We start from the raw sequence: 14,703 nt of genomic DNA, 5'->3' as shown, positions 1-14,703 counted from the left end.
GTCTGCGGTTTGGGATGTTTTGAAGCGTGCTGGAACAGCGGGGTGGTGGCCTGGGGCGGAATCGAACCACCGACACAAGGATTTTCAATCCTCTGCTCTACCGACTGAGCTACCAGGCCATCAAGAAGGCGAAATCATACACGAAAAATAAAATGTGTGCTTTTCCGCCACAGGAACCCGCTATTCTTGCATAAGTTTGCGCCAGCGCAAGCCGAAATTTCAGGAAAAGTTCAGTGGCGACTATAATCCCGTTTGCATATGCACAGCTTTCCGCCTATTTAACGATACATGTCTGTCGACGTCTTAACTTTCGGTCTGAATCACGTTTCCGCTCCGGTATCGGTGCGCGAACGCGTGTCGTTTCCGATCGATGTCTTAAGGCCTGCGCTGGACGGCCTGCGATCCGCATTCGGTGCGTCCGTCAAAGAAGCTGCCATCCTGTCCACCTGTAATCGCACCGAAATCTACTGTGCGGCCGAACCCCAGGTGTCCGAGCATTTGCCGGCCTGGCTGGCGGATTTCAATCGCCTGGAAGCGGGCAGCCTGCAGCCCCATCTGTACCAGTACCAGCAGAACGATGCGGTCCGCCACGCCTTCCGCGTGGCCAGCGGACTGGATTCCATGGTGCTGGGCGAGCCGCAAATCCTTGGTCAAATGAAGGATGCGGTCCGGGCAGCCGAGCAGGCCGGTGCGCTGGGCACCCTGCTGCACCAGCTTTTCCAGCGGACCTTCTCGGTAGCCAAGGAAGTCCGTTCGCAAACCGCCATCGGGGCGCATTCGGTGTCCATGGCGGCGGCCGCCGTGCGTTTGGCCGAACGCGTATTCGGCGACTTGTCGCAAGCCAATGTGCTGTTCATCGGCGCCGGCGAGATGATCGAACTCTGTGCCACGCACTTCGCCGCCCTGAATCCCAAACATGTCGTCGTCGCCAACCGCACGCTGGAACGCGCCGACCTTCTGGCTTCGCGCTTCGTGGCCAAGACCATGAAGCTGTCCGACATCCCGGACAAGCTCGCCGACTTCGATGTCATCGTTTCCTGTACGGCAAGCTCCTTGCCCATCCTTGGATTAGGGATGGTCGAAAGGGCTACGCGCTCGCGGCGCCATCGTCCGATGGTGATGATAGACCTGGCCGTGCCGCGCGACATCGAGACCGAGGTCGGCCGGCTGGCCGACGTATACCTTTATACCGTCGACGACCTGGGCCGCATGGTGCAAAGCGGCACCGACGCGCGCCGCGCCGCAGTGGTGCAGGCCGAGGCGATCATCGAGACGCGTGTGCAGAATTTCATGCATTGGCTGCAGAATCGCGAAATCGTTCCGGCCATCATGGACTTTCAGCAGGCGGCCGACCAGGTTCGCCGCAACGAGCTGGAGCGTGCCCGGCGCATGCTGGCCCGCGGCGATTCCCCCGAACAGGTTCTCGAGCAACTGGCCCACGGCCTGACGCAAAAATACATGCACGGCCCGCTGGCCGCGCTCAATCGAAGTGAAAGCGACGACCGCCAGCAACTGCTGGCCCTGCTGCCGCGGCTGCTGCCCACGGTGGAACGCCGTCGTTAGCGATGCTGTTTCGGGCCATGCCCGCTTTTTTCGCGTCCGCTTCATCAACTGTTTGATTCCCTTTTTTCTATGAAAACATCCATGCGCAATCGGCTGGAGCAGCTTGCTCACCGATTAATCGAGGTCGACGCATTGTTGGCCGAACCCGAAATCGCCGGCGATATGGACCGTTACCGCAAGATATCGCGCGAACGGGCCGAGCTGGACCCGGTGGTGACGGTGTTCAATGCCTATACCGCGACGGAAGAGGACATACAGGCCGCGCAGGACATGGTGTCCGATCCGGAAATGCGCGCCATGGCCGAAGAGGAGCTGAAGCTGGGCAAGGCCCGGCTGGAGGCGCTGGCGGACGAGCTGCAAGTGCTGTTGCTGCCCCGCGATCCCGACGACAGCCGCAGCGTATTCCTGGAAATACGGGCGGGAACCGGCGGCGACGAAAGCGCCTTGTTTGCCGGCGATCTGCTGCGCATGTACAGCCGCTATGCCGAGAATAACGGCTGGAAGGTGGAGCTCATGTCGACCAGCGAATCCGAAGTCGGCGGCTATAAGGAAGTCATTGCGCGGGTGGACGGCGACGGGGTGTACGGCCGCCTGAAGTTCGAATCCGGAGCGCATCGCGTGCAGCGCGTGCCCGAAACGGAAACCCAGGGGCGCATCCATACTTCGGCCTGCACGGTGGCCGTGCTGCCCGAGGCCGACGCGCAAAGCGATATCGTCATCAATCCGTCGGAATTGCGCATCGATACCTTCCGCGCCAGTGGCGCCGGCGGTCAGCACATCAACAAGACGGATTCGGCCGTGCGCATCACGCACTTGCCAACAGGCATGGTGGTGGAATGCCAGGACGATCGTTCGCAGCACCGCAACAAGGACAAGGCCATGCAGGTGCTGGCGGCCCGCTTGAAGGACAAGCAGCAGCAGGAGCAGCACGATAAAGAGGCGGCGCAGCGCAAGAGCCTGGTCGGCACGGGAGACCGCTCCGAGCGCATACGGACCTACAACTATCCGCAGGGCCGGGTAACGGATCACCGGATCAACCTTACGCTGTACAAGCTGGGCAGCATCATGGAAGGCGATCTGGACGAATTGACCGGCGCGCTGCTGGCCGAGCATCAGGCCGAACTGCTGGCGTCCCTGGGACAGGACTAGCGCCATGGAGACCCTGCGCGGCCTGTCGCTGGACAGCAAGCTGCCGCGGCTCGAATTCCAGATGCTGTGGCAGCATGTGCTTCAAGTGCCGCGCGTGTGGCTGATTGCCCATGACGGCGATCCCATCGCTCCGGAAAAACTAGCCCGCTTCCGCGAATTGGAGGCCCGCCGGCTGAACGGTGAGCCCATGGCCTATATCATTGGGGTCCGCGAATTCATGGGCCGGGACTTCCTGGTGTCGCCCGCCGTCCTGATACCGCGTCCGGAGACCGAGCTTCTTGTGGAAACGGGCTTGCGGCATCTGCAAGGGCGCATGGCGCCCCGGGTGCTGGACTTGGGTACGGGCACCGGCGCCATCGCCATTTCGATTGCCCTTGATCGTCCCGATGCGCGGGTGCTGGCCTCCGATTCAAGCGCCCAGGCGCTTGATGTGGCGCAACAAAATGCGCAAACCCTGGGCGCCGCGGTCGAATTTTTCCACGGTAATTGGTACGATGCCCTGCCGGACGTTGGGGCTTTTGACCTGATTGTTTCGAATCCGCCGTATATTGCAGCGTCCGATCCGCATCTGCGGCAGGGCGATCTGCGTTTCGAACCGCCTTCGGCCCTGACGGACAACGGCGACGGCCTGGCTGCCTTGCGTGCGATTGCCCAAGGGGCTGGACACTGGCTGGCGTCCCAAGGTGGCCTGTTCATGGAACATGGCTGGGACCAGGCGGCGGCGGTACGTGGAATAATGGAGTCATCCGGCTTTAGCCGGGTGGCCAGCCTGCCGGATCTGGCGGGCATAGAACGGGTGACCGGCGGTATCTATAATTAGGGATGGCCCATCAAGGCCGTCCGCAACCTTTTTTCTGGAAACGAGAGCATCATGAGCGAAGTTCAAGATTTTATTCGTGAAACTGTCACGGCAAACCCTGTTGTGCTGTTTATGAAGGGCACAGCCCAGTTCCCTCAATGCGGCTTCTCGGGCCGCGCCATACAGGTGTTGAAGGCGTCCGGAGTGACCAAGCTGGTTACGGTCAATGTGCTGGATGACGACCAAGTACGCCAAGGCATCAAGGCCTACTCCAACTGGCCGACCATCCCGCAACTGTACGTCGCGGGCGAATTCCTCGGCGGCTCCGACATCATTGCCGAGATGTATGAAAACGGCGAACTGGCCACGGTATTGAAAGAGGCCGGGGCGCTTGCGTGATTCAAAAACGCCGGCTGGTCGTCGGGGTAACGGGCGCCACAGGCGCCATTTACGCCGTGCGCATGCTGCAGGCGCTGCAGGCTGTACCCGATGTTGAAACGCACTTGGTGGTGTCTCCGCCGGGTGTGCTCAATATCAAGTACGAGCTGAACCAGACCCGGCAGGACGTTCATGCCCTGGCGGATCGCGTCTACAGTTTTCGCGATGTGGGCGCCACACTGTCCAGTGGGGGCTTTGCCACCGCCGGCATGGTGGTTGTGCCGTGTTCCATGCGCACGCTGGCCGCTGTGGCCCACGGCCTGTCCGACAATCTGATTACCCGTGCCGCGGACGTCACGCTCAAAGAACGCCGGCGCCTGGTCATGATGGTGCGCGAAACGCCGCTGAATCTGGCGCACTTGCGCAATATGACCGCCGTGACCGAAATGGGGGGCGTCATCTTCCCGCCGCTGCCGGCCTTCTATCATCATCCCAAGACGCTGGACGATATGGTCGATCACACTGTGGCTCGCGTGCTCGAACTTTTTGATATCCATGTGCCGGGACCCCGATGGGACGGCATCGCGCCTGAGTCCGGGCCGCAGGCCGCTTCCGAATAGGCGCAACCGCCAGGCCCCGGCCTGGCGGCCTTGGCCGGCTATCCTTCATCCAGGGCCGGTCGCATGGTTTGCCCGGGCGCGGGCGTCGTGCCCGCCGAGTGCTTCAGGGCATCGACTCCGCGCACGTCCACCGGCGCGGCATAGCCCAGCTTGTCGCGTCCGAAATGCAGCACGGTTTGCGGATACGGCAGCTCGATGCCGGCCGCGTCGAAGCGCTGCTTGACCAGCCGGTTGAAGCCGCGTTGTATGGCCCATTGATTGCCCGGCGTGGTCTTGATCAGCACCCGTATGGTGAAACCGCGCTCGGTCAGGCCGGTCACGCCGGGTATGGAGATGTCTTCCAGCACTTCGCGCGACAGCTCCGGGTCTTGCATCAAGTCCTTGAACGCCAGCTCCAGCTGCGCAATGGCCTCATCGACATTCTCGCGGTGCGCGATGTTGTACTCGCCGTAGTGATAGCCGAAGTCTCGTGTGTGATTGGTCAGCTTGTCGATGGTCGAGAAGGGGATCAGGTGGTAGCCCCCGTCCAGGGTGCGGATGACGACCGAGCGGATGGTTATCTTTTCCACCGTGCCGAAAATGCCCGCCAGCTCGACCACATCGTTCTGGTTCATGCCGTTTTCCAGTTGGATGAACACGCCGGTAATCACGTCCTGAACCAGTTTCTGGGCGCCGAAGCCGATGGCCAGGCCGGCTACGCCCGCGCCGGCAATCAGCGGGCCGATGTTGATGCCGATTTGCGACAGCACGATGAGCACCGTCATGGTGGCGATGACCACCGCCGCCGCGTTGCGAAACAGCATGAGCAGTGTCTTCTCGCGCTCGCTGGGCCTATGGGTGTCGCGGGACAGGCTCAGGCGATGTTCGATAAGGCTGGCCAGCACGGTCCAGCTCAGCGCGGCCATGGCCAGTATGATACCCACGCGGAAAATCAGTGCGACGGTGGCGCGGCCATCGGCCGATTCCAGCCAGGCAAGCAGATCGAACGCGTGCCATGCATCCAGAACGACCAGCGACACCGTGATCAGGATCAGCAGGCGCAAGGCTTTCAGGGTGGCCGGCACATAAGCGTTGATGCGCGATTCCAGCAAGGGCAGGGTGCGGCGCCAATCATCGGGCAACTGGATGCGGCGCGACAGCAGCGCCGATAGTGCCGCAGCCAGGGCCAAGCCTATCGCCATGGCGGCAACGGTCTGTATCGTGGCGCGTGTCATGAAGACCAATGCCTGGTCCTGATTTGCCTGGCTGACCGCCAGCAGCATCGTAAAGTACGCCAGTGCGATCAAATGCCAGACCCGGCCCAGCACGCGAAGCAGGGTGCCGAATACGGCGGTGCCGGATTGCTCGGCCCGCTCGACCAGCCCGGCCCGTACCGCCTTGCGGTTCTTCCAGACCACGCGCACGCCATAGACATAGACCCCCAGCATGATGACCAAGCCCAGCATCTTGGCAGCCGCGGGCAGGAAGACCGCTTCGGCGATCGGCACGGCGACCATCAGCCCGTAGCCGGTCAGGCCGATCAGCAGCGTCAGCCAGTGGTTCCAGTAGGCGGCCGCCTCGGGCGACAGCGGCAGCAGCCGCAACTGATCGTAGCGGGTGGCAAACACCCCCCGTGAAACGGCCTTGGCAATTTCGATCATGACAAAGGCGGCCAGGAACTGCAGTGCGAACAGGGACTTGCCGCCGGCGCCATCCGCCAAGACCGTGGACAGCACATAACCGGCCAGTGCCGCCGACAGGGTCGCCGCCACATCGATCAGGAAAGCGGCCAGCACGCCCAGCAACTTGCGGCTCAACGCCAGCGAGGCATAACGGTAGCGCTTGACGGTGGACGTCAGTTGGGGCGGCGGATCGGTCTTTCCTTTGTCGTCCAGGATCCAGCTATTCAGGCGGGCAAAGCCGAACTTGGCCAGCGCGCGAAAGACTGCATAGGCCAGCAGCGTGCCCAATAGAGTGAACAACAGCACGTTCAGGGCCGGCAGGGATGCGCGCAGATGGTTGCCGGGGACGGCCTTGCCGCTGAGGGCTGCGCGCACGGCCGCCATGGTCGCGGCGGTGTCGTGCAATACGCCGGCGGTAAAGGTTTGCAGCTGTACGGCCAGGCGTTGCGACAGGGGCAGATCGGCGGGATTCCGGTTGGACTGGGCTTGAGCCGGCGAGGCGACGCTGCCGGCCGCCGGGTCTTGCGCGTCTGCCGGGGCCAGGCTACGCAATTGTTCAATGAGCTTGTCGCGCGCCTTGTCGTTTTCCAGCAAGTCGGCCAGCGCGGCATAAGAAGGAGTATTGCGGGCCGGAGGCGCCGCAGCCGAGTCGGTTTGGGCGATGGCGCGGGTGGGGAAGGCCGCGCCGGCCAGCAAGATCAATACAACGTAAAAACAAGAGAAGAAAAGGTGAGGAATGAAAGAGTGTCTGTTTCTTGGTGCCACTAGGCAGACTCCTTGCGGGCAGTGGTTGGCGCGATGCTGCGCCTTACGGTTGGGGTATCGTCCAGGTCCGGGTACAGGCCGATGGGCGGTTCAAGCGGCTCTTCATCAAAAGCCTTGTCGCCATTGTCGTCCGCCTGGCCGGTGGCGACAAGGCCTGCAAAGTCGAACAAGTCCTTGTCCATCAGGTGCGTGGGTACCACGCGTGAAAGCGCGCCGAATACATTCCATGACCGGCCCGGGAACTTCTTGTCCCACTCGGCGATCATGCGTCCCACTTCCTGGCGTTTCAGGTTTTCCTGGGAGCCGCACAGATTGCACGGAATGATGGGGAACTGCTTCAACTGGGCGTAGGCGATCAAGTCTTTTTCCGGCACATAGGCCAGGGGGCGGATCACGATATGTTGGCCGTCGTCGGACATCAGCTTGGGCGGCATCGCCTTCATGCGTCCGCCATAAAACAGGTTCAGGAAAAAAGTGGCCAGGATGTCGTCGCGATGATGGCCCAGGGCGATCTTGGTGGCGCCCAACTCGCTGGCGACACGGTACAGGATGCCCCGGCGTAGCCGCGAGCACAGCGAACACATGGTCTTGCCTTCCGGAATGACCCGGGTGACGATGGAGTAGGTGTCCTGGGTTTCGATATGGAAGGGTACGTTCAGCGAGCGCAGGTAATCGGGTAGCACATGGTCGGGAAACCCAGGCTGTTTCTGGTCCAGGTTGACCGCAATAATATCGAAGTCGATGGGCGCGCGCGCTTTCAGGGTCAGCAGGATGTCCAGCATGCCGTAGGAATCCTTGCCGCCCGACAGGCACACCATGACTTTGTCGCCATCCTCTATCATGTTGAAGTCGGTGATGGCGCGGCCGGTTTCGCGTATAAGGCGCTTGGCCAGCTTGTTCTCGTTGATGCGCTGTTTCTGTGCGCGGCGGCTATCCGGACCGGGATCTTTTTCTAGGCTTGGGGAATGAATGGTTTTGGCTTGCATGGTATTGATAAACAGGTTCAGCGGCTGCGTTGCAGTTCGATTCCCACGGCGGCGCAGTCGGAAAATGCCAGCGGTTTGCTGATGCGGATACGGGCGAAGGTAACCTCGGGAAATTCCAGCAGGATCCGGTCGATGACGCGTTCGCTAAGCGTTTCCAGCAAATTCACATGAGCCCGGGTGCATTCGTCCACGATGGCGCTGCGCAGCATGCGATAGTCCAGAACAGTGGCGATGTTCTGATCGTGTACCTCCTGGGCGATATCCACGTCGAACTCGGCATCGATATGCAGCGGCTGCGTGGCTCGTAATTCGTGTTCCAGGATGCCGATGCGCGCGTCCAGCGCCAATTGGCTAAAGAAAATGCGTCGGGTGGGCATAATGGTGGCCTTGTAGAATTGTTCGAATTGTAGTGCTTTAGCATGGCGTGTATGGAACTCATGACGAATTTGCCGGAACCCGCCCGCGGCGGCGGTAAGAACTATGACGCCGCCATTATCGGCGGAGGCCCGGCGGGCGCGTCTTGCGCCGTTTGGCTGGCGCGGCTGGGCTTTTCGCCCGTGCTGATCGAGGGCAGGGATGTGCTGGGCGGCCTGTGCCGCAGTAATCCTTTCCTGGATGAATGGAATGCCTCCCTGCCAGGTATGACGGGCCCGCAGGTGGCGGATAATCTGGCGCTCAGTGTAGAGCGGGCTGGCGTGGCGGTACGCCTTTCCTGCGTGGTCGAGCGCGTGGAAGCGGCCGGGCAGGGTTTTATCGTGACGGGATCGGGTCTGGCCGAACCATTGCGGGCCCGCCATCTTGTATTGGCGACCGGCGTGCGGGCGCGTTCCCTGGCAGTGCCGGCGGATTGCGCTGCGCCGTTGCAGTGGCCGGAAGGCATACTGACCGGCCCAGGCGAGCATATCGTGGCGCAGGATTTTCGCGGCAAGCGCGTGGCCGTCCTGGGCGGTGGCGACAATGCGTTCGAGAACGCCCTGTATGCCCTCGAGAAAGGGGCGCAAAGTGTGCAGCTATATGCCCGCAATGTGCGGGCTCAGCGGCAGTTCGTCAGCAAATTGCCGCAGGCTTGCGTCGCCCTTGGGCCTTATGCGGTCGATCCTAGGGCGCGCACGGTCAATGGCCAGGCCTACGACATGATCATGGTGTTCTATGGATGGGAGCCCTGCGTGGGCTTTGCGGACGCGCTGGGCCTGCAGCGCAGCGCCCGGGGGTTTATCGCAACCGATATGCGGACCGCGCAAACCGGCTGCCCCGGCGTGTACGCCATAGGCGAAGTTGCGCAGCGGCAGCACCCTTGCGTGGTCACGGCTTTGGCCGACGGGGTGACGGCGGCCAAAGCCATTCAGGCCCGGATCGAGGGCCTGCCTTTTAGCGTCTAGGAGTGCTTGCCAACCGCCGAAGCGGGTTCCAGCACGCACTCGCTTGCGAGGGGCGCATTCAGCACCAGGTCGAAGGCGCGCAGCTCGTCGCGCCGGAACACATGCACGATCACGGTATCGCCGGGCTGATAGGCCGCCAGCAGGCGATCGAATCCGGCGCTGTCGCCGACCTTCAAGCCATCGACGGCCACCAATACGTCGCCGGCGGACAAGCCGCCGCGATGCGCGGCGCCGCCTTCATAGACCGTGGCGATCTGCGTTTCGCCATGGCTGTTGCGCAAGCGCATGTCCAGCGTCGGATTGTCGGATACCGGCCTCCAACTGATCGATATGCCCTGCAAAGGTAGCAGACGCTCCAGCGGCACGTCTTCGCGGCCGTAGGCGTGGCGCTCAATGAAGTCCCGCACGTCCACGCCGGTCGCCTCGTGTATCAAGCCGGCCATGGCGTCCTCGTCTATTCCGGCGCCTGCTCCGTTGTAGAAGTCGCGCCCATAGCGCTCCCACATCAGCCGCATGACATCGTCCAATGAGTGCCTGCCCGCGCTGGCATGGCGTATGGTGATGTCCAGGCCCAGCGCGACCAGCGCGCCTTTGGTGTAGTAGCTGACCAGCGCGTTGGGTGAATTTTCGTCCTGCTTGTAGTAGCGCGTCCAGGCATCGAACGAGCTCTCGGCCACGCTTTGCTTGAATCGCCCGCTGGCGCGTTGCACGCTGCCTATGGTCTTGGCCAGCAGCCGCAGGTAGTCGGATTCACCGATGACGCCCGAGCGCAGCAGCATCAGGTCGTCGTAGTAGGAAGTGAAGCCCTCGAAGACCCAGAGCAGGCGGGTATGATTCTCGCGGCTCAGATCATAGGGAGCAAAGACGGCGGGCTTGATGCGCTTGACGTTCCAGGTATGGAAGTATTCGTGGCTGACCAGCCCCAGGAAAGTCTGGTAGCCCTCGCCGGTCTTATCCTGCCCGATGACAGGCAGATCGCGGCGCGAGGCCATCAACGCGGTCGATGCGCGATGTTCCAGGCCTCCGTATCCGTCGCCGGTGACCATGGTCATGAAGACATAGCGGCTGGCGCTGTCCAGGAAGGGCGCCTGTTTGGTTTGGGGTTCGAACAGAGCGATCTGCGCCGCGCATATCTTTTGCACATCCGCGGCGATGCGCTTCAGGTCCAGGTTGGGCGCCACGCCGGTAAACACCATTTCGTGCTCGGCGCCATGCGCCTTGAAGCGCAGGACCTGCGGCGTGCCCATCTCAATGGGATGGTCGATCAGGGCATCGTAATTGGGCGCCGCATACATGCCGAAGCCATGGCGCCGGGCGCCGCGGGGATGGCCGGCGGCTTCGGCAAGGCTGGTGTATACCTTCCAGTTTCGCGCATGCGGCGGCGGACAGATGTCCACGTGGCAGGCTTCCTGTTCCCGACCGGCGGGACAAAGGAAGATGCTGGTGCCGTTCAGGAAGGCATGCGTCTCATCGACGTGCGCGCCCCGCACGGAAAGATCCCAGGCATACACCGTGTATTCCAGCTCCAGCGTGCTCTCGCAGGGATCGCATTGCCAGGTGTGGTTGGATGTTTTCCTGATGCCCACGGGTTTGCCCCGGCTGGATGCCTGTATGGTTTCTATCTGCCGCGAGAAATCTCGAATAAGATAACTGCCTGGAATCCAGGCGGGCAGGGAAAAGGACTGCCCGCTTGGCTCGGGGTTGCGCAATGTCAGGCGGACCAGGACTTTGTGACCATAAGGGTCGAAAGGCGTTACGCTATAAAGTATCGATTCTTTTTTCATTCCACTATATTACTGTGCAACAAGGAGACGGCATGGAAGCGCCATTGGTAAAAGTAGAGGTTCACGGCCGCGTAGGCTTGCTGACGCTGGATCGGCCCAAGGCATTGAACGCCCTCAGCAACGAAGTGATAGACCAGTTGGCGGAAGCCATGAGAACATTCGACGCCGACGACAACATCGGCGCCATCGTGCTGACCGGAAGCGAAAAGGCTTTTGCCGCCGGCGCTGACATCGCCGCCATGCAGGGCTGGTCCTACATGGATGTGTACAAGCAGGACTACCTGGGTGGAAATTGGGAGTCGCTCAAGCGCATACGCAAGCCCATTATCGCCGCGGTGGCGGGCTATGCCCTGGGTGGCGGGTGCGAACTGGCCATGTTGTGCGATTTCATCATCGCGGCCGAGAACGCGCGTTTCGGCCAGCCCGAAATCAAGCTTGGCGTCATTCCGGGCTACGGCGGCACGCAACGCCTGCCGCGCGCCGTCAGCAAGTCCAAGGCCATGGACCTGGTGCTGACCGCCCGCATGATGGATGCGGCCGAGGCCGAGCGCGCCGGGCTGGTTTCGCGCGTGGTCCCGCTGGAGAGCCTGATGGATGAGGCCATGGAGGCGGCCACCATCATTGCGTCGATGTCGCTGCCCTCGGTCATCATGGCCAAGGAATGCGTCAACATGGCTTACGAGGGATCTCTTAACGAAACCCTGATGTTCGAACGGCGCAATTTCCATGCCCTGTTCGCGACCGAAGACCAGAAAGAGGGCATGAAGGCCTTCGTCGAGAAGCGCAAGCCCGACTTCAAGCATCAATAGGGCGTTCGTCCGCTCCGGGATTTTTTCCGGAGCGGATATGCCTCAATACAGCCAGCGGGCCGGAACGATTATCAGCTGCGGGAATATGACGAAGGTCAAGAGCAGCAGCATGAAGCTCAGCAGGAACGGCCATACTCCGACAATGACCTTGTCCAGGCTCTGCCGTGAAACCCCTGCCACGACGTTCAAGACAGTGCCCACAGGCGGCGTCAACAGGCCGATGGCATTGTTCATGATGAACATGACGCCAAAATAGATCGGATCGATGCCGGCCTCCAGGACAGTGGGCATCAGCACCGGGGTCATGATCATGATGGTCGGGATCAGGTCCAGCGCAGTGCCCACGATCATGACCAGCAGCATGATGATAAGCATGAGCAGGATCGGACTGTCCATGAATGGCGACAGCAGTTCAGTGACCTGGCCCGGGATTTCGGCAATGGTGATCAGCCATGCGGAAGAAAGCGAACAGGCCATCAGGAAAAGCACGGCGCTGGAGGTCTTGGCGCTGTCGAGCATGGCGTCATAGAGCTTGCGCAATGTCAGCTCGCGATGCACCAGCATGCCTATCAGCAGTGCATAGATCACCGCGACAACCGCCGCTTCAGTCGGGGTGAAGAAGCCGAACCGCATTCCACCGATAATAATGACGGGAAGCAACAGGGCCCAGATGCCTTCGTAAAGGGCGGCGGCAAGTTCCGAACCATCGAAGCGGCCGATGGTGACCGCTGTTTCCTTTTTGGCGCAAAGCGCCCATGTGCAGGTCAAGGCAACGGCCATCATCAAGCCCGGCGCGATACCCGCCAGGAAAAGCTTGGTGATCGATAGCTGAGCGGTTACGCCAAAGATGATAATGGCAATGGAAGGGGGGATGACGGGAGCGATAACGCCTCCGGATGCGATCAGTCCGGCGGCTCTGGGAACCCCGTACCCGGCATTGCGCATCATGGGAATCAGCAATGCGGCGACGGCCGCTGAATCGGCGACCGCGGAGCCGGAAAGGCTGGCGATGAAGGTTGCGGCCAGGATGGCCACGTAGCCCAACCCGCCGCGCACATGGCCCACCAGGGCGGTTGCCACCCGCACTATACGAGCCGACAGCCCTCCGGCGTTCATCAGGGCGCCCGCGAGAATGAAGAAGGGGACGGCCATCAACGGAAAGTTGTTGACGCCTTCTAGCAGATTCTGGGCCAATATCTGTGTGTCGAAGTTGTCGAGATGAAACATTAGGGCCACGCCGGATACCAGCAAGGCGAATGCGATAGGCATGCCCAGGGACATCGCCCCTAACAGGGAAAGCGCAAATATTAGAATTGTCATTCTGATTTTTTCCTACTCGCCAAGAGAAGATTCTTGGGGTACCAGTTCCGCATCGCTCATGCGACCGGTCAGTTGACGATAAAGAGAATGCGCCAGCATCAAAGACATGCCCACGCTGCATATCAGTAGCGATAGATACACGATTCCCATGGGGATTCCGGTCACCGGCGATCGTTCATCCATGGCGATAACGACCAGGCTCCAGGTCCCATGCGCAAGAAGGCCGCAACATAGCAGCGCAACACTGTCGCTGATGAAGCGGCTTGCACGCTGGCCGCGCACACCCAGGCGCCTGACCACCAGGCTCATGCCCAGGTGCGCGTTTTCCCGCATGACAAGCAAGGCGCCCAGCAGGGTCAGCCACATGAATAAAAAGCGGGAGAGTTCTTCCGATGACACAAGCCCCGAATTAAAGGCATAGCGCAGCACCACGTTGCCAAAAACCAGAAGGATCATCAGAGCAAATAGCAATACCAGAAATTGTTCGGACAGTTTGACTAGGCGTTGTTTCACGCTGAGCGCTCCTTGATTGGCGGCGACGTGCCGGTTTATAGCGAAATCCGATAAAAACGCTGGGCGTTACCGGACCAGATCGCGGTCTGGGCCTGGCTGGGCAGGCCGCTTATGCCATGGCGGACGGTGTCGACCAGGGTGGGGAAATCCACGTTAAGGCCCGAGACTGGCAGATTGCTTGCGAACATGCAGCGCTGCCATCCGAACAGGGCAATGGTTTCGCGGATGATCGATGCGTTTTCATGGACGTTCCACTTTGCGTCGCGCAAGCCAAGCTCGGATAGCTTGACATGCACGTGCTCGGACCGAGCCAGGGCGGCCATGCCCCGACGCCAATGCTTCAGGCCGGCCTCGCTGCGATCCCAAGGCAGGCCGGCGTGGTTCAGCACGATGGGTATGTTGGGAAACATGGCCGCAACCTCGGCGGCTTCTTCGAGATGCCAGAATGGCACCCGCAGGTCCCATGAATAGCGCAGACGTTCCAGTTGGGACAATCCTTGCAGCCACGCGTCGTCTTGAAGGGTGCCCGCCTGGCCAAGGATGCTGATATCGGGGCTGGGGCTCGTGCGGGGCTTGCATCGTATCCCGCGCACCAGGGGATAAGAGGCTTGCCGCGCAAGAGCTTGCGCAACATCCTCCGCGGCGAAGTCCACGTAGGCCACCACGGCGGCGGGGAAGCCGCTGTTTTTGGCGTGCTCCGCGTGCAGCCACAGCGTTTCGGCCTCGGATTCGTCGCGGGCCCGCTCAGCCTCGATATGGACGCTGGCCTTGATCGTATAGCCCGCGGTGCGGCGCAGATAGGCGTCCGCGTCGAAATCCGCGCATAGTTCGGCATAGTCGCCCAGGAAAAACTCGTTGGGATCGTAAGCCTCTTGAAGCCAGGGAAAATGGCCCTCTTTCAGTCGCCAGAAATGGTGGTGGGCGTCAATGATCGCGGTGGGCGCTTCCGCGATCATGGTTTCGCTGCCGCTGCTCAC

Annotated in this window: 14 protein-coding genes and 1 tRNA gene; 7 read left to right on the top strand and 8 right to left on the bottom strand. The window is 61.3% G+C overall.

From position 1 onward, the window contains the following. Positions 1-43: 43 nt before the first annotated feature. Positions 44-119, bottom strand: a tRNA-Phe gene (locus V0R37_RS09730). Between the two features lie 169 nt (positions 120-288). Here V0R37_RS09730 and hemA point away from each other — a divergent pair. From hemA to V0R37_RS09705, 5 genes are all read left to right on the top strand, one after another. After that, positions 289-1,563: a glutamyl-tRNA reductase gene (hemA, locus tag V0R37_RS09725; protein ID WP_420374346.1), complete on the top strand. Its 1,275-nt coding sequence runs from the start codon at positions 289-291 to the stop codon at positions 1,561-1,563. 69 nt (positions 1,564-1,632) lie between these two features. After that, entirely contained in the window at positions 1,633-2,712 is a 1,080-nt protein-coding gene (gene prfA / locus V0R37_RS09720) for a peptide chain release factor 1 (protein ID WP_420374345.1), read from the top strand. 4 nt (positions 2,713-2,716) lie between these two features. Next, positions 2,717-3,532, top strand: coding sequence for a peptide chain release factor N(5)-glutamine methyltransferase (gene prmC / locus V0R37_RS09715; protein ID WP_420374344.1), 816 nt, complete (start codon positions 2,717-2,719; stop codon positions 3,530-3,532). Between the two features lie 51 nt (positions 3,533-3,583). Further along, a complete protein-coding gene (gene grxD, locus V0R37_RS09710) occupies positions 3,584-3,910 on the top strand; it encodes a Grx4 family monothiol glutaredoxin (protein ID WP_420374343.1) in 327 nt (108 codons plus the stop codon). Next, positions 3,907-4,509 (top strand): UbiX family flavin prenyltransferase, encoded by a 603-nt coding sequence (locus V0R37_RS09705; RefSeq protein WP_420374342.1) that lies wholly within the window; start codon positions 3,907-3,909, stop codon positions 4,507-4,509. Before grxD ends, V0R37_RS09705 begins: the two co-directional genes overlap by 4 nt. Before the next feature lie 38 nt (positions 4,510-4,547). On the opposite strand, the gene V0R37_RS09700 is transcribed toward V0R37_RS09705, so the two are convergent. The 3 genes from V0R37_RS09700 to folB are packed head-to-tail and all read right to left on the bottom strand — an operon-like array spanning position 4,548 to position 8,298. After that, a complete protein-coding gene (locus tag V0R37_RS09700; RefSeq protein WP_420374341.1) occupies positions 4,548-6,935 on the bottom strand; it encodes a mechanosensitive ion channel domain-containing protein in 2,388 nt (795 codons plus the stop codon). After that, entirely contained in the window at positions 6,935-7,921 is a 987-nt protein-coding gene (gene ttcA, locus V0R37_RS09695) for a tRNA 2-thiocytidine(32) synthetase TtcA (RefSeq protein ID WP_420374340.1), read from the bottom strand. The genes V0R37_RS09700 and ttcA overlap by 1 nt, the downstream gene beginning before the upstream one ends. Before the next feature lie 17 nt (positions 7,922-7,938). Next, entirely contained in the window at positions 7,939-8,298 is a 360-nt protein-coding gene (folB, locus tag V0R37_RS09690) for a dihydroneopterin aldolase (protein ID WP_420374339.1), read from the bottom strand. 60 nt (positions 8,299-8,358) lie between these two features. Between folB and V0R37_RS09685 the strand changes: the two genes are divergently transcribed. Continuing rightward, positions 8,359-9,300, top strand: coding sequence for an NAD(P)/FAD-dependent oxidoreductase (locus V0R37_RS09685; RefSeq protein ID WP_420374338.1), 942 nt, complete (start codon positions 8,359-8,361; stop codon positions 9,298-9,300). Here the strand turns inward: V0R37_RS09685 and V0R37_RS09680 are convergent. Then, positions 9,297-11,084, bottom strand: coding sequence for a M61 family metallopeptidase (locus V0R37_RS09680; protein ID WP_420374337.1), 1,788 nt, complete (start codon positions 11,082-11,084; stop codon positions 9,297-9,299). The genes V0R37_RS09685 and V0R37_RS09680 overlap by 4 nt on opposite strands. Before the next feature lie 32 nt (positions 11,085-11,116). Here V0R37_RS09680 and V0R37_RS09675 point away from each other — a divergent pair, with 32 nt between their 5' ends. Beyond that, positions 11,117-11,893, top strand: coding sequence for an enoyl-CoA hydratase (locus V0R37_RS09675; RefSeq protein WP_420374336.1), 777 nt, complete (start codon positions 11,117-11,119; stop codon positions 11,891-11,893). 42 nt (positions 11,894-11,935) lie between these two features. Here V0R37_RS09675 and V0R37_RS09670 read toward each other — a convergent pair whose 3' ends face one another. Genes V0R37_RS09670 through V0R37_RS09660 form a run of 3 tightly spaced genes read right to left on the bottom strand, consistent with a single transcriptional unit; the run spans position 11,936 to position 14,703 of the window. Further along, positions 11,936-13,213: a TRAP transporter large permease subunit gene (locus tag V0R37_RS09670; protein ID WP_420374335.1), complete on the bottom strand. Its 1,278-nt coding sequence runs from the start codon at positions 13,211-13,213 to the stop codon at positions 11,936-11,938. Between the two features lie 12 nt (positions 13,214-13,225). After that, positions 13,226-13,726, bottom strand: a complete 501-nt coding sequence (locus V0R37_RS09665; RefSeq protein WP_420374334.1) for a TRAP transporter small permease — start codon at positions 13,724-13,726, stop codon at positions 13,226-13,228. 35 nt (positions 13,727-13,761) lie between these two features. Next, positions 13,762-14,703, bottom strand: coding sequence for an amidohydrolase family protein (locus V0R37_RS09660; RefSeq protein WP_420374333.1), 942 nt, complete (start codon positions 14,701-14,703; stop codon positions 13,762-13,764).

Origin of the sequence: Pollutimonas rozaliensis, from assembly GCF_048751585.1 — a bacterium.
GTDB lineage: Bacteria > Pseudomonadota > Gammaproteobacteria > Burkholderiales > Burkholderiaceae_B.
Note: the sequence above shows the minus strand (reverse complement) of the source record. Positions and strands in the feature narration are given on the sequence as shown.